This is a genomic window from Rugamonas fusca, assembly GCF_014042365.1.
Lineage (GTDB): Bacteria > Pseudomonadota > Gammaproteobacteria > Burkholderiales > Burkholderiaceae_D > Rugamonas > Rugamonas fusca.
In genome coordinates this window covers 1-18,240 of the sequence record NZ_JACEZS010000016.1, presented here as the reverse complement: position 1 = coordinate 18,240, position 18,240 = coordinate 1, and the positions used below count along the sequence as shown (strand labels likewise).

General features: G+C 65.5%; 15 protein-coding genes and 1 pseudogene. 11 read left to right on the top strand and 5 right to left on the bottom strand.

Translation table 11 applies throughout. From position 1 onward, the window contains the following. Positions 1 to 26 precede the first annotated feature (26 nt). A complete protein-coding gene (locus H3H36_RS17905) occupies positions 27 to 368 on the top strand; it encodes a hypothetical protein (protein WP_182219465.1) in 342 nt (113 codons plus the stop codon). Positions 369 to 594: 226 nt separating this feature from the next. Here the strand turns inward: H3H36_RS17905 and H3H36_RS17900 are convergent, their stop codons facing one another. From H3H36_RS17900 to puuE, 4 genes are all read right to left on the bottom strand, one after another. Beyond that, positions 595 to 2,097, bottom strand: coding sequence for an amidohydrolase family protein (locus H3H36_RS17900; protein WP_182219464.1), 1,503 nt, complete (start codon positions 2,095 to 2,097; stop codon positions 595 to 597). Between the two features lie 32 nt (positions 2,098 to 2,129). Further along, positions 2,130 to 3,425 carry a guanine deaminase gene (gene guaD, locus H3H36_RS17895; protein WP_182219463.1) on the bottom strand — a complete coding sequence of 432 codons (1,296 nt, stop codon included), beginning with the start codon at positions 3,423 to 3,425 and terminating at the stop codon, positions 2,130 to 2,132. Positions 3,426 to 3,437: 12 nt separating this feature from the next. Further along, positions 3,438 to 5,765, bottom strand: a complete 2,328-nt coding sequence (gene xdhB / locus H3H36_RS17890) for a xanthine dehydrogenase molybdopterin binding subunit (RefSeq protein ID WP_182219462.1) — start codon at positions 5,763 to 5,765, stop codon at positions 3,438 to 3,440. A gap of 153 nt (positions 5,766 to 5,918) precedes the next feature. Continuing rightward, positions 5,919 to 6,872 carry an allantoinase PuuE gene (gene puuE, locus H3H36_RS17885; protein WP_182219461.1) on the bottom strand — a complete coding sequence of 318 codons (954 nt, stop codon included), beginning with the start codon at positions 6,870 to 6,872 and terminating at the stop codon, positions 5,919 to 5,921. Between the two features lie 122 nt (positions 6,873 to 6,994). Here puuE and uraH point away from each other — a divergent pair, with 122 nt between their 5' ends. From uraH to H3H36_RS17835, 10 genes are all read left to right on the top strand, one after another. Continuing rightward, entirely contained in the window at positions 6,995 to 7,345 is a 351-nt protein-coding gene (gene uraH / locus H3H36_RS17880; protein ID WP_182219460.1) for a hydroxyisourate hydrolase, read from the top strand. Positions 7,346 to 7,594: 249 nt separating this feature from the next. Continuing rightward, positions 7,595 to 8,893 (top strand): HD-GYP domain-containing protein, encoded by a 1,299-nt coding sequence (locus tag H3H36_RS17875; protein ID WP_182219459.1) that lies wholly within the window; start codon positions 7,595 to 7,597, stop codon positions 8,891 to 8,893. Then, positions 8,890 to 10,578, top strand: coding sequence for a PAS domain-containing sensor histidine kinase (locus tag H3H36_RS17870; protein WP_182219458.1), 1,689 nt, complete (start codon positions 8,890 to 8,892; stop codon positions 10,576 to 10,578). The genes H3H36_RS17875 and H3H36_RS17870 overlap by 4 nt, the downstream gene beginning before the upstream one ends. A 281-nt stretch (positions 10,579 to 10,859) precedes the next feature. After that, positions 10,860 to 12,149, top strand: coding sequence for an HlyC/CorC family transporter (locus tag H3H36_RS17865; RefSeq protein WP_182219457.1), 1,290 nt, complete (start codon positions 10,860 to 10,862; stop codon positions 12,147 to 12,149). Positions 12,150 to 12,353: 204 nt separating this feature from the next. Beyond that, complete coding sequence (pilB, locus tag H3H36_RS17860) at positions 12,354 to 14,087, top strand: type IV-A pilus assembly ATPase PilB (RefSeq protein WP_182219456.1); 1,734 nt, start codon at positions 12,354 to 12,356, stop codon at positions 14,085 to 14,087. A gap of 10 nt (positions 14,088 to 14,097) precedes the next feature. Further along, positions 14,098 to 15,315, top strand: a complete 1,218-nt coding sequence (locus H3H36_RS17855; protein ID WP_182219455.1) for a type II secretion system F family protein — start codon at positions 14,098 to 14,100, stop codon at positions 15,313 to 15,315. 108 nt (positions 15,316 to 15,423) lie between these two features. Beyond that, positions 15,424 to 16,290, top strand: a complete 867-nt coding sequence (locus H3H36_RS17850) for a prepilin peptidase (RefSeq protein ID WP_375539605.1) — start codon at positions 15,424 to 15,426, stop codon at positions 16,288 to 16,290. 1 nt (position 16,291) lies between these two features. Further along, positions 16,292 to 16,933: a dephospho-CoA kinase gene (gene coaE, locus H3H36_RS17845; protein WP_182219454.1), complete on the top strand. Its 642-nt coding sequence runs from the start codon at positions 16,292 to 16,294 to the stop codon at positions 16,931 to 16,933. A 64-nt stretch (positions 16,934 to 16,997) separates the two neighbouring features. After that, a complete protein-coding gene (zapD, locus tag H3H36_RS17840) occupies positions 16,998 to 17,753 on the top strand; it encodes a cell division protein ZapD (RefSeq protein WP_182219453.1) in 756 nt (251 codons plus the stop codon). Between the two features lie 9 nt (positions 17,754 to 17,762). Next, positions 17,763 to 17,933, top strand: coding sequence for a DNA gyrase inhibitor YacG (locus tag H3H36_RS17835; protein WP_182219452.1), 171 nt, complete (start codon positions 17,763 to 17,765; stop codon positions 17,931 to 17,933). A gap of 109 nt (positions 17,934 to 18,042) precedes the next feature. Here the strand turns inward: H3H36_RS17835 and H3H36_RS26715 are convergent. Then, positions 18,043 to 18,240, bottom strand: a pseudogene (locus H3H36_RS26715) (hypothetical protein); the annotation flags it as partial.

Below are 18,240 nucleotides of genomic sequence, written 5' to 3'. Positions count from 1 at the left end.
TAACCCCAAAATAGACGAATAGTTATATGGAATCCGCGCGGGTAGCGGGAACTCCTCTTTACTGTGCTGCAACTGGTAAGCCGCGTGGCCGCGTGGCCAAACATCTGCCGCCGCACGCCATGCCAGGCGCTGGCCCTGCGGGCGCAACGCACAAGTGTATCGGTTCAATATTTCAAGGTAATGACATCTTTATGGCAACGTTGCTCAAAAAGAAAATGGCGCCGATCAGCGCCGCCGTACTACGTCAAAACCCTGTGTCAGCCCATCCCAAAGATGTTGTAGAAGCAAAAATATTGCATTTTTGGATCCTCGTCCCACTATGCATGATGGCAAAATGGTTGACAAATACGATTTATCTTAGGGATTAAGACGAGAAGCAAATAAATGAAGCCGAAAACCGCATGACGGACTTAGAACAAAGGCAAGGCCGGGGCTGCCGGGCGGGATTATAGTTCAGGCCACAGTGGCATGAAAATAATTCATCTTTGGAACAGAATGAAACTAGAGTAAGTCCACCAATTTATGTCGCGGCGGGGCAACGCCACGCCGCCCGCCGGCGCGCAGACGGCGCCGGCGCGGCGGGCGGCGCACGGCTTACTTGCGCTTCGGTTCGGCGGCCGCGATGGCCGCTTCGAAGCGGGCGAACCTGCCATCGAGCGCCTTGAGCAGGCGCTGCTTGTCGGCCGGCGCCAGGAACGCATAGCGCAGGCTGTCGTAGGACAGCTTTTTCACTTCCGCGTAGTCGGGCCGGTAGCGGGCCGCGTACAGCACGTACTCACCCGACAGGTTGTTGCGCGACACGCCCGCGTCATCGGTGGCCAGCACGAACGGCACGCCGTACTTGCGGTACAGCGTGACGGGGTGGGCCGCGCCCTTGATGCCGAGGATGAAGTCGTTGCTGCTCAGGTTGACTTCGACGGCGATGCCCTTGTCATGCATGGTTTTCATGATGGCCAGCGGATTGGTCTCATGGGCGATATCCATGCCGTGGCCGATGCGGCTGGCGCCAGCCACCTCCACCGCGTCCTGGATATGGAAGGTCAAGCCTTCCGGCGGCACCATGCCCAGCGCCAGCTCGCCCGCATGCAGCGCCAGCTTGACGGCCGGGTACTTCGCTTTCAGGAAGCGGAACATCTGCATGTGCATCGCGTAGTCGCGCATGGAGACGTGCACGCTCTCCTGCCCCACGATGTTGACGCCCACGATCTGCGGGCTCATGGCGGCCAGCTTGAAGCTCGCCACCATGGACGCGAACACCTGCGACGGCGACAGGAAGCGCAGCACGAAGGGCTGGTAGCGCATGGTGAACTGCTCATCATCGATGCCGGCACTGCCCGTCTTGAGGTTGTCCAGGTAGGACGTGATCCACTGCTGGTAGCCCTGCTCGTGCTCCAGTTGCGCGCTGTAGGCTTCCAGCGCCGCATCCGTCACGCCGTGGGCCAGCGCGTCGCGGTCGAAATCGTCGTTATGGGTGAACGGCGCCAGCTCGAAGATGGTCTCGATGTAGCTCAGGTTTTCCTGGATGGCGCGCTGCTTGAGGCGCTGCAGGCCGTCGCGCGCGTTGGTCGAGGACACCGGGCCGAAATAGGCGAAGGTGTCGAAGAACTGGCGGTCCGGCGGCGACTGGTTGCCGCTGTGGTTGTAGAAGTCCTTGTCCGACCAGTGCTGCAGCACTTGCGCCAGCAGCGTGTTATCGCCCATCACCTGCTGGCCCGTCAGGCACGCGCGCTCGGCGGCCGGCTTGGCCTGCTCGGCGGCGACGGTGGCCTGGTTCGTCTCGATCCGGTAGCTGGCGCGGTTGACGCAGTAGTGCTGCTGGTCCACCCACTCCAGGTACTGCTCGGCGTACAGGGCGCCCGAATAATGGTGGTGCAGGTCGCCGCCCTTGGGCATCATGGTGAAGAACATGGTCAGCTCGGCCAGCCTGGGCTCGCTGCCGGCCACCAGCGCGGCGAAATGGCGCCGGGTGATCGCTTCGTTGCGGGCGGCGGCAGTGCCCGCGTTGGCGCCGGCGGCGTGGGCCGCATACGGCATGGCGCAGGCGGCGAGGACGGCGGCTGCCGCGGGCAGCATCAGGCTGGCGATTTTTCTTTGCATGCGGTGGTCTCGCTAAGGTTGGAGGTCGAACATCAGGCAGCGTCGCGCACGTGAACCCGGTTGCCGGCCGCGTAGGTGGCGGCCACGGCGCGGTCGTCGCCCAGCAGCGCCAGCGCGAACAGCAATTCCTCCAGGCTGGCGCAGTGGCTGGTGCGACGCTGCAAGAGCGGCGTCGCTTGCGGATCGAGCACGATGAAATCCGCTTCCGCGCCCGGCGCGAAAGCGCCTATCGTCCCTTCCAGCCCCATGGCGCGGGCCGCGCCCAGCGTGGCCAGGTAGAACATGCGCAGGGCCGGCAGATAGCTGCCCGTCAAGCGCGCTACTTTATAGGCTTCATTCATTGTTTGCAACATGGAGAACGAGGTGCCGCCGCCCACGTCCGTGGCCAGCGCCACGCGCATGCCGGCGCGGTCGGCCAGGGCGAAGTCGAACAGGCCGCTGCCCAGGAACAGGTTGGAGGTGGGGCAGACGGCGGCCGCCGCGCCCGTGGCGGCCATGCGGGCGCGGTCAGTGTCGTCGAGCCAGATGCAATGGCCGTACACGGCGCGCGGGCGCAGCAGGCCGCAGCGCTCGTACACGTCCAGGTAGCTGCGCGCCTGCGGGAACAGTGCGCGCGCCCAGCGGCATTCATCGGCGTTTTCCGATACGTGGCTTTGCACGAAGGTGTCCGGCCACGCCGTGGCCAGTTCGCCGGCCAGCCGCAATTGGTCTTCCGTGGAGGTGGGGGCGAAACGGGGTGTGATGGCGTACAGCGCGCGGCCATTCTTGTGCCAGCGCCGGATCAGCGCCTCGCTGTCGCGCGCCCCCGTTTCGGCCGTGTCGCGCAGCCATTCGGGGCAATGGCGGTCCATCAGCACCTTGCCGGCCACCATGCGCAACTGGCGCTGCCCGGCGGCCGCGAACAAGGCGTCCACAGAAGCGGCGTGCACGGTGCAGTACACCATGGCCGTGGTGGTGCCGCAGCGTAGCAGCTCGTCGAGGAAGAATTCGGCCGTGCGGGCCGCGTGCGCCGGGTCCGCGAACTGGCGCTCGGTGGGGAAGGTGTACGTCTCCAGCCACGGCAGCAGGCCCGGCGCCGGCGAGGCGATCATGTCGGTCTGCGGATAGTGGACGTGGGTGTCGATGAAGCCGGGCGTGATCAATTTTCCGCTGTAGTCGTGCAGCGGCGTGCCCGGCGCCAGCGTGGCGTGCAACGTGGCGTAATCGCCGGCCGCCACCACGTGGCCGTCATCGACCAGCAGCAGGCCATCCTCGTGCCAATGGTGGGCGTCGTCGCTGAAGGCCGGATCGGCGTGGAAGTGGAGCAGGCTGGCGCGGTAGGCTTGCATGGTCGATCCCGGTCAATGGGCCGTGCGCACGGCCGTGATGGCGCGCAGGATGGCCTCGCACGTGGCCGGCGCATCGAGCGGCGGGCGCACGCGGTGCTGACCCACGCTGGAAATGGCGTCGCGGATGGCGAAGAACACGGAGAACGGCAGCAGCAGCGGCGGCTCGCCCACGGCCTTGGAGCGGTGGATGCTGTCCTCCACGTTGGCGTTCTGGTACAGGCGCACGTGGAATTCGTCCGGACAGTCCGAGATGGCGGGGATCTTGTAGGTGGACGGCGCGTGCGTCATCAGTTTCCCGTCCGCGTTCCACCACAGTTCCTCCGTCGTCAGCCAGCCCATGCCCTGGATGAAGGCGCCCTCCACCTGGCCCACGTCGATGGCCGGGTTGAGCGAGCGGCCCGCGTCGTACAGCACGTCGGCCCGCAGCAGCTTCCATTCGCCGGTGAGCGTATCGACCACCACTTCCGACACGGCCGCGCCATACGCGTAGTACGAGAACGGGTGGCCCTGCATGGTGACGGGGTCCCAGTACAAACCGGGCGTGGCGTAGAAGCCGTCCGACCACAGCTGGACCCGCGCCAGGTAGGCTTGCCGCACCAGCGCCGTGAACGGCAACGCCCGGCCATTCACGTGCACCTGGTTGCCGGCGAAGCGCACGGCGGCGGCGCCGCCGCCATACAGGCACGAGGCCAGCACGGCCAGCCGCTCGCGGATGCGGCGCGCCGCCTCCTGCGCCGCCTTGCCATTCAGGTCCGCGCCGGTGGAGGCGGCCGTGGCCGAGGTGTTGGGCACCTTGGCCGTGTCGGTGGCCGTCATGCGCACGCGGTTCAGGTCCAGTCCCAGTTCGTGCGCCACCACCTGCATCACCTTGGTGTTGATGCCCTGCCCCATCTCCGTGCCGCCGTGGTTGACCAGCACCGAGCCGTCCGCGTACACGTGCACCAGCGCGCCCGCCTGGTTCAAATGCGTGACGTTGAAGGCGATGCCGAACTTGACGGGCGTGAGCGCGATGCCCTTCTTCAGCACCGGACTGCGTGCGTTGAACTGGGCGCTGGCGGCGCGGCGCACGCGGTAGTCGCTGCCCTGCTCCAGGTCGGCCACCAGGTCGGCGATCACATTGTCGACGATGGTCTGGCCGTACGGCGTGACGTTGCGCTCCGTGATGCCGTAGAAATTGCGGCGCCGCACATCGAGCGGATCGACGCCCAGGTGGCGCGCGATGTCGTCGATGATGCATTCGATGGCGAGCGCGCCCTGCGGCCCGCCAAAGCCGCGGAAGGCCGTGTTGGACTGGGTGTTGGTCCTGCCGCAGGCGGCGCGTATCTCCACGTCCGACAGGTAGTAGGCGTTATCGAAGTGGCACACGGCGCGCGTGGCGACGGGGCCCGACAGGTCGGCCGAATACCCGGCCCGCAGGGTCATGTCCACGCGCGCGGCCAGGATGCGCCCGTCGGCGTCGTAGCCGGCCTCGTATTCGTAGTAGAAGCAGTGGCGCTTGCCGGTGACGAGCATGTCGTCGTCGCGGTCGGCGCGCAGCTTGACCGGGCGCTGCAGCCGGTGCGCGGCCAGCCCGGCCAGCGCCGCCCACAGCGCCGACTGCGATTCCTTGCCGCCAAAGCCGCCGCCCATGCGCCGGCATTCCACCTGCACCTGGTGCGCCGGCAAGGCCAGCGCGTGGGCCAGCACGTGCTGCATCTCGCTCGGGTGCTGGGTCGAGCAGTGCACCAGCAGGCACTGCTCCTCGCGCGGGATGGCGTAGGCCACCTGGCCTTCCAGGTAGAAGTGCTCCTGGCCGCCAACGAACAGCCGGCCGCGCACCTTGTGCAGCGCCAGGTCCAGCGCCGCCTGGCAGTCGCCCCGCTGCAGCAGCATGGGCGGCAGCACGTGCGCGCGTGCGGCGCGCGCCTGCTGCGGGGTGAAGATGGCGGGAAGATCGGCGTAGGTGACGGCGGCGCGGCGCGCCGCGCGGCGGGCGTTGTCGTGGCTGTCGGCCACCACCACGAACAGGGGCTGGCCCAGGTACAGCACTTCGCCGTCGGCCAGGATGGGATCGTCGTGGACGATGGGGCCGCACTCGTTCACGCCGGGGAAGTCGCGCGCCGTGTAGGCGGCCACCACGCCGGGCGCGGCCAGCACCGGGGCCAGGTCCAGCGCGACGATGCTGGCGTGGGCCCGCGCCGACAAGCCCAGCGCCGCGTGCAGCGTGCCCTGGAGTTCGGGCATGTCGTCGGTGTAGGTGGCTTTGCCCAGCACGTGCAGCCGGGCCGATTCATGGGCGCTGGGCAAGCCCACGGCGGTCCATGCCGTGGCGTGGCGTTCGTTCGCGCCGGCGTAGTTCATGGCGGGCTCCTTTCAGACGCGGTGTGCGTGAAAGTGGCAGGCAGCCAGGCTGGCTGCCCGCGGCGGCGATGCCCGGCCGGGCCGGGCAGACTACGCCATCATACGCCCGAATCGGCGCGATTGGGCCGGCCGCAAGCCATTACGCGCGCGTGCTCAGCCCTGGAACGGATGATGCGCGTGCCAGTGCTCGGCGATGTCGATGCGGCGCGTGATCCACACGTGTTCGTGGCTTTGCACGTAGTCGAGAAAGCGCGCCAGCGCGGCGGCGCGGGCCGGGCGGCCCACCAGGCGGCAGTGCAGGCCGATCGACAACATCTTGGGCTGGTTCAGGCCATTGGGGTCGCCTTCCGCGTACAGCACGTCGAACGCGTCCTTCAGGTAGTCGAAGAACTGGGTGCCCGAGTTAAAGCCCTGCATGGCGGCGAAGCGCATGTCGTTGGTATCGAGCGTGTAGGGCACGATCAGTTGCGGCGCCACGGCCGGCTGGCCGCTGGCGTCCGTGTAGTCCACCTTTTGCCAGAATGGCAGGTCGTCGCCGTAATAATCGGCGTCGTAGCGGAAGCCGCCGTGCTCCACCACCAGCTTGCGCGTGTTGGGCGAATCGCGGCCCGTGTACCAGCCTTGCGGCGCGGCGCCGGTCAGCTCCTTGATGATGGCCACCGCTTCGCGCATGTGGGCCCGTTCCGTGGCCTCGTCCATGTTCTGGTACGAGATCCAGCGCAGGCCGTGGCAGGCGATTTCGTGGCCCAGTTGCTGGAACGCGGCCACCGCCTCCGGGTTGCGCTTGAGCGCCATGGCCACGCCGAAGATGGTCAGCGGCAGCTTGCGCTCCTCGAACATGCGCAACAGCCGCCACAGGCCGGCCCGCGAGCCGTACTCGTAGATCGATTCCATGCTCAGGTGGCGGTTGGTGAACGCGGCCGCGCCGATGATCTCCGACAGGAAGGTTTCCGACGCCGGATCGCCATGCAGCACGTTGTTCTCGCCGCCCTCCTCGTAATTGAGCACGAACTGCAGCGCCACCCTGGCCTTGCCCGGCCAGTTGGCGTGCGGTGGGGTGCGGCCGTAGCCGATCATGTCGCGCGGGTAGTGATCGTAAGTTGTCATCGTCAGTCAAAGGGAAAGAGGGGCAATGAAGGATATATGGCGCATCATATATTGCTCCGCCAGCCCCAGTATATGATTTGCTACATAGACACCACCACCCAAACATATATGGAGGAGAAACCATGGGTAAGCTCAGTACGCACGTGCTCGACATCACCGTCGGCAAGCCTGGGGCCGGCGTGAAAGTGGCGCTGTACGCCGTCGGACCGGCCGGCAAGACCTTGCTGAAAACGGACGTCACCAACGCCGACGGCCGTTGCGCGCCGCTGCTCGAGGGCGACGCCATGCAGGTCGGCCAGTACGAGCTGGTGTTCGACGCGGGCGACTACTTCGCCGCGCAAGGCGTGGAGCTGCCCACGCCCCGCTTCATCGACCGGGTGACGCTGGCGTTCGGCATCGCCAGCGTGGATCAGAACTACCACGTGCCGCTGGTGGTATCGCCCTGGGCCTATTCCACTTACCGCGGCAGCTGAGCGCCCTGCCCCGCCCCGCGCGCGCCGGCCGGTGCGACCCGCGCGCAACGCTAGCGGTTTGATAGCATCAATCACCACGGGCGGCGCGCCGCTGGATGTTGTCGCACGCCAACTTCCGGTCAAGAATGGTCCGATTCTCTGGTGCACAAATCCCGATTCCGTAGCATGATGTAGATCAGCAAGCCGCCACCGCCAGTGGCGAGACGCTTTCATGCCGAAAGTTACGGACTCCGGGGGATCAGCGATATCATGCTCGACCAAGCCGAAATCTCGATCGACCAATTGCGGGTGGGCCTGTACGTGCACCTGGACTTGAAGTGGTTCGAGCATCCGTTTGCGTTCAGCCACTTCAAGATCAAGGACGAGGACCAGATCCAGGTGCTGCGCGGCCTGGGCTTGCGCACGGTGCGCATCAGCCCGGCCCTGAGCGACCCGGGCGCCACGCCGGGACCGGCGGCCGGCGCTGGCGTGGCCGCCGACGGCGCCGCGGCCGCCAGCGCGCCGGCCCCGGCGCCGGCCCTGCCGGCCATGCAGCAAGCCAAGCGCGCCATGGTCGAGCGCATCAACCAGCAGCGCGAGCAGGCCGGGCAGATCGAAAAAGCCTTCCTCGACGCGGCCCGCACCATCCGTTCCATCGAAACCAACCTGTTCAGCAATCCGGCCGCCAGCGTGGCGCAGGCCAGCCAGCTCGTCACGCAGATCGTCGATTCCATCCTGTGCGCGCCGGAACTGGCGATCCACGTGATGGGCGACAAGGTCGGTGGCGAGGAACTGTACCTGCATTCACTCAACGTGACCATGCTGGCCATGATGATCGCGCGCGACATCCAGTTGCCCCACGCCGTGATCTCCATGCTGGGCATGGGCGCGCTGCTGCACGACATCGGCCACAAGAAGGTGTCCGACAAGATCCTCAACAAGCCCGAGGCGCTCACCCGCGCTGAACAGAACGCCTACCAGCTGCACTGCCAGTACGGCGCCGAGATGGCGCAGGAGCTGGCGCTGGCGCCGGCCGTGGCCGCCATCATCCGCGACCACCACGAGCTGTACGACGGCAGCGGCTATCCGCGCGCGCTCAAAGGCGAGGCCATCAACGTGCTGGCCCGCATCGTCGCCATCGCCGACCATTACGACGAACTGTGCAACCCGACCCACCTGGGCGCCGCCCTCACCCCGCACGACGCGCTGTCGCTGATGTTCGCCCGCCAGCGCGACAAGTTCGACCCCAAGCTGCTGCAAATTTTCATCCGCTGCCTGGGCGTGTACCCGCCCGGCACCGTGGTGCAGTTGTCCAACGGCGTGCTGGGCATGGTGGCCACCGTCAACACCAGCAAGCCGATGAAACCGATCGTCGTCATCTACGACGCGGCCGTGCCCAAGCACGAGGCCATCCTGGTGGACATGGAGCGCGAAACGGGCCTGAACATCGTCAAGTCGCTCAAGCCGGCGCAAGTGCCGCAGGACGTGCTGCTGTACCTGAGCCCGCGCAAGCGGGTCAGCTACTACTTCGACGCCAGCAAGGCGGGCCAGGGGGCTGCCGCCTCATGAACCGCCGCAGCCTCCAGCAACTGATGCTCGACCACAGCCCGCACATGATGCTGCTGGTCGAGCCGCACAGCCTGCGCATCATCGGCGCCAACCGCGGCGTGGCGCAAACGCTGGGCTACCCGGAGGACGCCCTGCCCGGCATGGCCATCACCGACATCGAAAGCTCGCTGCCGGACGTGTTCTACTGGGAGGACGTGCGCAACGGCCTGTACCAGGACATTGAAGCCCAGGAAGGCGAATACCGCTGCGCCGACGCCAGCATGCTCACGGTGGCCAAGTCGGTGCGCGTGATCGAGCACGAGGGCGCGCCGCTGCTGCTGGTGCAGGCGCGCGACATCCGCCACGAGCGCCAGGTGGAGGAAGTGCTGGAACAGACCTTGTCGCAACTGCGCGCCACGCTCGAATCGACCGGCAACGGCATCCTGGTGCTGGACTGGCAGGGCAAGATCGCCAGCATGAACCGGCTGTTCAGCAATATGTGGGGCGTGCCGGCAGCGCTGCTGGACGCGCGCGACGACGCCGCCATCCTGGCCTTCCTGTCGGCCCAGGTGGCCGAGAGCACGCTGTGCCGCACGCTGCTGAGCGCCGTGGTCAGCGAGGACGAGACCGAGCACTTGCTGCGCCTGCTCGACGGGCGCGTGTTCGAATGCCGTTCGCGCCCGCAGTACCTGGGCGAGCGCATCGTGGGCCGGGTGTACAGCTACACGGACATCACGGAACGTCAGCGGGCCGAGGCGGCCCTGCGCGAATCGCGCGACCAGCTCGAAGCGCGCGTGCTGAGCCGCACGGCCGACCTGCAACGGGCCAACGCCACGCTGGAGACGGAAAAAGCGTGCCAGCAGGAGCTGATCCGCAAACTGAATGAAGCCCAGAACCAGCTGCTGCAATCGGAGAAGATGGCCTCGATCGGGGTGCTGGCCGCCGGCGTGGCGCACGAGATCAACAACCCGATCGCCTTCGTCAATTCCAACCTGAACGCGCTGCAGCAGTACGGGCGCGACATGCTGCGCCTGCTCGACGCCTACGAGGAAGGCGCGGCCGCGCTGTCGCCCGACCAACTGGCCGCCGTCGAACGGCTGAAGCAGGAAATCGACGCCGACTTCCTGCGCGAAGACCTGGGCAACCTGCTCAACGAATCGCGCGAGGGACTGGAACGGGTGATGCGCATCGTGCAGGACTTGAAGTATTTTTCGCATGTGGACAGCAGCGGCCTGGTGCTGGCCAACCTGGAACAGGGGCTCGACAGCACGCTCAACGTGGTGTGGAACGAGATCAAGTACAAGGCCGAGGTGATCAAGGAATATGGCGGCATCGCCCAGGTGACGTGCTTCCCGTCGCAGCTGAACCAGGTGTTCATGAACCTGCTCGTCAACGCCGCCCACGCCATCGAGGACCGGGGCCGCATCACGGTGCGCACCGGCGGCGCCGACGGCCACGTGTGGGTCGAGGTGGAGGACAGCGGCAGCGGCATTGCGCCCGAACTGCTGGGGCGCATCTTCGAACCGTTCTTCACCACCAAGCCGGTCGGCAAGGGCACGGGGCTGGGCTTGTCGCTATCGTATGGCATCGTGCAAAAGCATGGCGGGCGCATCGACGTGCGCAGCGAGGTGGGCAAGGGCTCCGTGTTCCGCGTGGTGCTGCCGCTGGACAAGCAGGCGCAGCCGGAGGAAACGGCCATGCCGTGACGGGCGGCAAGGGCACCCAGCCAGGCACCTTTACCGCCTTCCATGTGTTCGCGCCGGCCGTGTGGTTTGTGGCCGGACTGGGCATGGCCACCGGCGGCGCGCGCCACTGGGCCACGCTCCGTCCGGCCAGGGCCGGCCAACGGGGCGCTGGCAAACTTGCATCACCATCGCCCTTGCCTTAAAATCCAGAACTCCATGGCCGCGTTCCGGGCCAACCCGCCCTGGCCCCGCGCCGCTGTATGCCGGCCAGTTTCCCCATGCAAGATTCTTGACGGTGACCCTTGGATACCGTGCCGTTCTGGGTGCAATTACTCGCGCTCGCTCTCCTGATACTGTGTTCAGCCTTTTTCGCGATGGCGGAAACGGCCCTGATGGCGGCCAACCGCCACCGCTTGCGCCACCTGGCCAAGCGGGGCAGCCGTAGCGCCAGCACCACGCTGTGGCTGCTCGAGCGCACCGACAAGCTGCTGTCGCTGGTGCTGATCGCCAACACCCTGATCAACGCCATGGCCACGGCGCTGGTGACGGCCATCGCCATCGACACCTTCGGCCACGACGACAACGTGATCACCATCTCCACCAGCGTGGTGGCCTTCCTGTTGATCGTGTTCGCGGAAATCTCGCCCAAGGTGATCGGCGCCACCTACCCGGAAAAGATCGCGCTGCCCACCAGCATGGTGCTGAAGCCGCTGATGGCAATCGCCAAGCCGCTGATCTGGTTCGTCAACCTGTTCGTCAGCCTGGTGCTGAAACCACTGCGCATCAAGGATGGCGCGCACCAGCACGACGCCCGCCTGTCGCCCGAGGAACTGCGCTCCATCGTGCTCGAAGGGGGCAACTTCATCCCGCAAAAGCACAAGAGCATCCTGCTCAACCTGTTTGACCTGGAAACCATCTCGGTCGAGGACATCATGACGCCGCGCTCGCAGATCGAGGCGCTGGACCTGACCTTGCCGGTGGACGAGATCAAGCACGAACTGGCCACCTGCTACCACAACAAGCTGCCCGTCTACGAAGGCGAGATCAACCAGATCGTCGGCATCCTGCACGTGCGCAAGGCCATGGCCCTGCTCAACCAGGAGCAGGAATTGACGGTCGAGCATTTCCGCGCCCTGCTGACGGCGCCCTACTTCATCCCGCAGGACACGCGCGTGTTCACGCAATTGCAATATTTCCAGGAAAACCGCGAGCGGCTCGGCATCATCGTCGACGAATATGGCGAAGTGCAGGGCCTGGTCACGCTGGACGACATCATCGAGGAGATGATAGGCGAGTTCACCACCTCCATGCCCGGCGCGGCCCGCGCCGACAGCTTCGACTGGAACGAGCACGGCGAATGCCTGCTGGAAGGCGCGACGGCATTACGTGACATTAACAAGCGTCTGGGATTAAACTTCCCACTGGACGGGCCGAAAACCCTGAATGGGATGATGCTGGAATTGTTGCAGGAAATTCCAGAATCGCCCATCAGCGTCAAGATCGGCCAGTGCGTGATCGAGGTGGTGCAAGTGCAGCACCAGTCGATCAAAGTGGTGAAATTGATACGTCCGAACAGCAAGCGCGCTTCCTGAGCAGAACGGCCGCAACCCCGCCGTTGCGGGCGCCCTGCCCCGTGGGCGCAACGATGCGGCCGGTTCGCAAAGTGCCTTGTTGCCGCACGGCAACGAATTGCTTTACAAACTAGCTTCCTAGAGGCATTATCCGACGGGTAGTTGAGGGCCAGGCTGCCCCTGTCCGCTCCACGTTCCCGACCCTAATCCTTACAGCGCGCTCTTATGGCAGCAGTCCTCCCCAACGCGGCGCCCAGCACCTCCTTGCCGGGGCTGGCCCGCGCCCTGATGCAAGCCGGACGCCTGAGCGCCCAGCAGGCGGAGGCGCTGCAAAAAAAATCGCTGGCCGAGAAGCTGCCCTTCATCGACACCGTGCTCACCAGCGGCACCATCGACGCCCCCACGCTGGCCTCGTTTTGCGCCGACACCTATGGCTATCCGCTGATCGACCTGGCCTGTTTGAACCTGGAGGCGCTGCCGCCCAAGGCCATCGACGGCAAGCTGATGTACACCCAGCGCGTGGTGGCGCTGGCCAAACGGGGCAACAAGATGTCGGTGGCCATCTCCGACCCCACCAACACCCAGGCCCTGGACCAGATCAAGTTCCAGACCGAGTCGGCCGTGGAGCCGGTCATCGTGGCCCACGACGCGCTGCTCAAGCTGCTGGCCGCGCTCAGCAAGAGCGCCGAGCAGAGCATCAACGAGCTGGCCGGCGAGGAACAGGATATCCAGTTCGCCGAGGAGGACAATCCGGTCACCACGGCTGCGGCCGACCAGGCCGCCAGCGAAGTGGAAGACGCCCCCATCGTGCGCTTCCTCAACAAGATGCTGATGGATGCCGTCAACATGGGCGCCTCCGACTTGCACTTCGAGCCGTTCGAGAAGTTCTACCGGATCCGCTTCCGCGTCGACGGCGTGCTGATCGAACATGCCCAGCCGCCCATCTCGATCAAGGAAAAGCTGGTGTCGCGCATCAAGGTGCTGGCCAAGCTCGACATCTCGGAAAAGCGTATCCCGCAGGATGGCCGCATGCGCCTGATCGTGTCGCCCACCAAGACCATCGACCTGCGCATCTCGACCCTGCCCACGCTGTTCGGCGAGAAGACCGTGATGCGTATCCTGGACGCCACCCAGGCCCAGATGGGCATCGACGCGCTCGGCTACGATCCGGACCAGAAGGCGCTGCTGCTCGACGCCATCCACCGCCCCTACGGCATGGTGCTGGTGACCGGCCCCACCGGTTCGGGCAAGACGGTGTCGCTGTACACCTGTTTGAACGTGATCAACAAGCCCGGCATCAACATCTCCACGGCCGAGGACCCGGCCGAGATCAACCTGCCCGGCGTGAACCAGGTCAACGTCAACGACAAGGCTGGCCTGACCTTTCCCGTGGCCCTGAAATCGTTCCTGCGGCAGGACCCGGACATCATCATGGTCGGCGAGATCCGCGACCTGGAGACGGCCGACATCGCCATCAAGGCGGCCCAGACCGGCCACATGGTGTTCTCCACGCTGCACACCAACGATGCCCCGTCCACGCTGACCCGTTTGATGAACATGGGGGTGGCGCCGTTCAACATCGCCTCGTCCGTGATCCTGATCACGGCCCAGCGCCTGGCGCGCCGGCTGTGCACCTGCAAGCAGCCGGTCGACATTTCGCCGGAGCTGCTGATCAAGGCCGGCTTCCAGCCCGAGGAGCTGGACGGCAGCTGGAAACCGTACGGCCCGGTCGGCTGCGAACGCTGCAACGGCGGCGGCTACAAGGGCCGGGTCGGCATCTACCAGATCATGCCCATCACCCCGGCCATCGAAGCGCTGATCCTGGCCAGCGGCAACGCCATGCAGATCGCGGCCCAGTCCGAGGCCGAAGGCGTGAAGTCGCTGCGCCAGTCCGGCCTGGTCAAGGTCAAGAGCGGCCTGACCAGCCTGGAAGAAGTACTCGGCTGCACCAACGAATAGGAAAGCGACCATGGCCACATCGAGCGGCACCCCGATCAAGGAATCCATCTTCACCTGGGAAGGCAAGGACAAGACCGGCAAGACCGTGCGCGGCGAGCTGCGCGCCGGCGGCGAGGCCGTCGTCAACGTCACCTTGCGCCGCCAGGGCATCATGGTCACCAAGGTCAAGAAGAAGGTCTACCGCAGCGGCAAGAAAGTGACGGACAAGGATATCTCCCTGTTCACGCGCCAGCTGGCCACCATGATGAAGGCCGGCGTGCCGCTGCTGCAATCGTTCGACATCGTCGGCAAGGGCCACGCCAACCCGTCCGTGTCCAAGCTGGTGCTGGACTTGCGGGCCGATATCGAGACCGGCACCAGCCTGAACCAGGCGTTCCGCAAGTTCCCCCTGTATTTCGACCCGCTGTTCTGCAACCTGGTGGGCGCCGGCGAACAGGCCGGTATCCTGGAGGACTTGCTGACCCGGCTCGCCATCTACAAGGAAAAGACCTTGGCCATGAAGGCCAAGATCAAGTCGGCCCTGATGTACCCGGTGTCCATCCTGGCCGTGGCCTTCATCGTCACGGCCGTGATCATGATCTGGGTGGTGCCGGCCTTCAAGGAAGTGTTCAAGAGCTTCGGCGCCGACCTGCCGGCGCCCACGCTGGCCGTGATGGCGATCTCGGAATTTTTCGTCAAGTGGTGGTACGTGATCTTCGGCGGCCTGTTCGGCGGCCTGTACTTCTTTTTCCGCGCCTGGCAACGCTCGCCCAAGGTACAGCGCTTCATGGATATCACCTTGCTCAAACTGCCCGTGTTCGGCGACGTGATCCGCAAGGCCACCATCGCGCGCTGGACCCGTACCCTGTCGACCATGTTCGCGGCCGGCGTGCCGCTGGTCGAATCGCTCGATTCCGTGGGCGGCGCGGCCGGCAACGCCGTCTACCTGGACGCCACGCGCCGCATCCAGAGCGAGGTCAGCACCGGCACCAGCCTGACGGTGGCCATGCAGAACGCGGAAGTGTTCCCCAACATGGTGACGCAGATGATCGCCATCGGCGAGGAATCCGGTTCGCTCGACGCCATGCTGGGCAAGGTGGCCGACTTCTACGAGGAGGAAGTCGATGACGCCGTCGCTTCGCTGTCGAGCCTGATGGAACCGATGATCATGGTGATCCTGGGCGTGCTGATCGGCGGCCTGGTGATCGCCATGTACCTGCCCATCTTCAAGCTCGGCTCCGTGGTGTGACGGTGGCCTGGGGCCGCGCGCCGGCCCCGCCGCCATCCCCATCGGCCCAGGAATGCATTACACTGGCCCCGTGACAATAACGACGCCCCCAGGGCGCAACACTCCATCGTGCAAACTACCCTGTTCTTCGCCCCGCCCGCCAACCTCGTCGTCAGCCTGATCGCCAGCCTGTTCGGCCTGATGTTCGGCAGTTTCCTCAATGTCGTCATCCACCGCCTGCCGAAAATGATGCAGCGCGAATCGGACAACTACGTGGCCACGGAAAGCGGCAAGGAACCGCCCCACACGGACCGCTACAACCTGATCGTGCCCCGTTCGGCCTGCCCCCACTGCGGCCACCAGATCACGGCGATGGAAAACATCCCGGTGCTGAGCTACCTGATCCAGGGCGGCAAGTGCAGCGCCTGCAAGGCGCCCATCTCGGCCCGCTACCCGGCCGTGGAATTGCTGACGGCCGTGCTGTCGGGCGTGATGGTGTGGCACTTCGGCAGCGGCTGGGCCGGCCTGGCCGCCATCTTCTTCGTCTGTGCGCTGGTGGCCATGACCTTCATCGACTTCGACACCCAGATGCTGCCCGACGACCTCACCTTCCCGCTGTTGTGGGCCGGCCTGCTGCTCAACATCAACGCCACCTTCGTGCCGCTGCAGGACGCCGTCATCGGCGCGGCGGCCGGCTATCTGGCGCTGTGGTCGATCTACTGGCTGTTCAAGCTGGCCACGGGCAAGGAAGGCATGGGTTATGGCGACTTCAAGCTGCTGGCCGCGCTGGGCGCGTGGATGGGCTGGACCATGCTGCCGGCCATCATCCTGCTGTCGTCCGTGGTGGGCGCCGTGGTCGGCATCTGCCTGATCGTGTTCGCACGCCACGGCCGCCACAACCCGATCCCGTTCGGCCCCTACCTGGCAGCGGCCGGCCTGATCGCCCTGCTGTGCGACAAACAACTGTCGGGCTTCACGTCCGGCCTGCTGGGCTGACATGGGCAGCCAGCCACGCTTCACGGTGGGCCTGACGGGCGGTATCGGCAGCGGCAAGAGCACGGTGGCCGAGCTGTTCGCCGCGCGCGGCGTGACCATCGTCGACACCGACCAGATCGCCCACAGCCTGACGGCGCCCGGCGCCGCCGCCATGGCCGACATCGTGGCCCAGTTCGGCCCCGAGTACGCCGATGCCAACGGCGCGCTGGACCGGGCCCGCATGCGCCAGCTGGTGTTCGCCGACGCCGCCGCCAAGCGCAAGCTGGAAGCCATTTTGCACCCGCGCATCCGGGCCGCCACCGAGGCGGCCACGGCCGCCGCCAGCGGCTGCTACGTGATGCTGGCCATCCCGCTGCTGGTGGAATCGGGCGCCTGGCGTGGGCGGGTGGCGCGCGTGCTTGCGGTCGACTGCCCGGAAACGGTTCAGGTCGCCCGCGTGATGGCGCGCAACCACTTGCCAGAAGCGCAAGTGCGGGCCATCATGGCGGCACAGGCCACGCGCCAGCAACGGCTGGACGCGGCCGACGACGTGATCACCAACGACGCCGGCCTGGACGCGCTGGTGCCCCAAATCGACCGCCTGCACCAGTTATATTTGACTTTTTCGACCGGAATCGCGCCAAACGGGCCGCAACGTTTGTAATTTTGCTTCGCTTGCTTCAAAATCACGGGATTATCAGCGGGTCCACACATAGAGGGATGTTATTTTGATCGTCTACGAATATCCTTTCAACGAACGCATACGTACCCTGTTGCGGTTGGAGGACCTGTACGAGAAATTCAAGTTCTTCGTGCATCAAGAACACCCGATGCAGCACCACGTCGCGCTGGCCACCATCTTCGACATGCTGGAAGTGGCGGGACGGGCCGACCTCAAGTCGGACCTGCTGCAAGAGCTGGAACGCCAGCGCCAGAGCCTGCTGGGCTACCGCATGAATCCCAACGTCCAGACCGAAACGCTGGATGCCATCCTGGGCGAGCTCGATACCGTCAGCGGCGCGCTGGTGGCGGCCCAGGGCAAGACCGGGCAGAACGTGCGCGACAATGAATGGCTGATGTCGATCCGCGGCCGCACCATCATCCCCGGCGGCGCCTGCGAATTCGATTTGCCGTCCTACTACGCGTGGCAGCAGCGCAGCGCCGAACAGCGCTTCAACGACATCGCCAACTGGTTCGCCCCGCTGGCACCCCTGTTCGACGCGCTGGCCCTGGTACTGCGCCTGCTGCGCGACTCGGGCGGCCCGGTCAAGATGATCGCCGCGGCCGGCAGCTACCAGCAGATGTTGCAGGGCAAGGTGTACCAGATGCTGCGCCTGACGCTGGACGAAACCCTGGGCGCCATCCCCGAAATCTCGGCCAACAAGTACATGCTGTGGGTGCGCTTCACCACCCAGGGCGGCGACCTCAAGCCCAAGCCGCTGGAAGACGATGTACCATTCGAGCTCACGCTCTGTAATTTTTAATTGATCGCTATGACCGTTGTAGATTGCCCCACCTGCGGCGCCAAAGTGGAATGGAAGCCGGAGAACACATTCCGCCCGTTCTGCTCGGAACGCTGCAAGAAAATCGACCTGGGCGCCTGGGCCGAGGAAAAATACACCATCCCCGCCGCCCCCCCGGTCGATCCGCTCGACCAGGAGTAGGCCACAGACTTAGAAGTTGTTTCAACATGACCATGGCGAGGCGTGGCGCCGAAGACAGTGCGCCAGCACGGCCAGGCGCCACAACGACGCCATGGGCTTTTTTGAAAGGCTATGTCCCCGTTAAGTGTGGGAAGCGCCCCACGGCAGAGCTGAGAAAATCTTCTGGGCTGGCGACACGGTTCCGATCAACAGCCCAATGCCAGCCCAAATAGTTGGGAAGATAATGGCTCGCCACGCCATGAAATCGACTGACCCATCCCTTGTAACGGCTGTGATAGGCATTTACGTTCTGGATATGGATAGCACC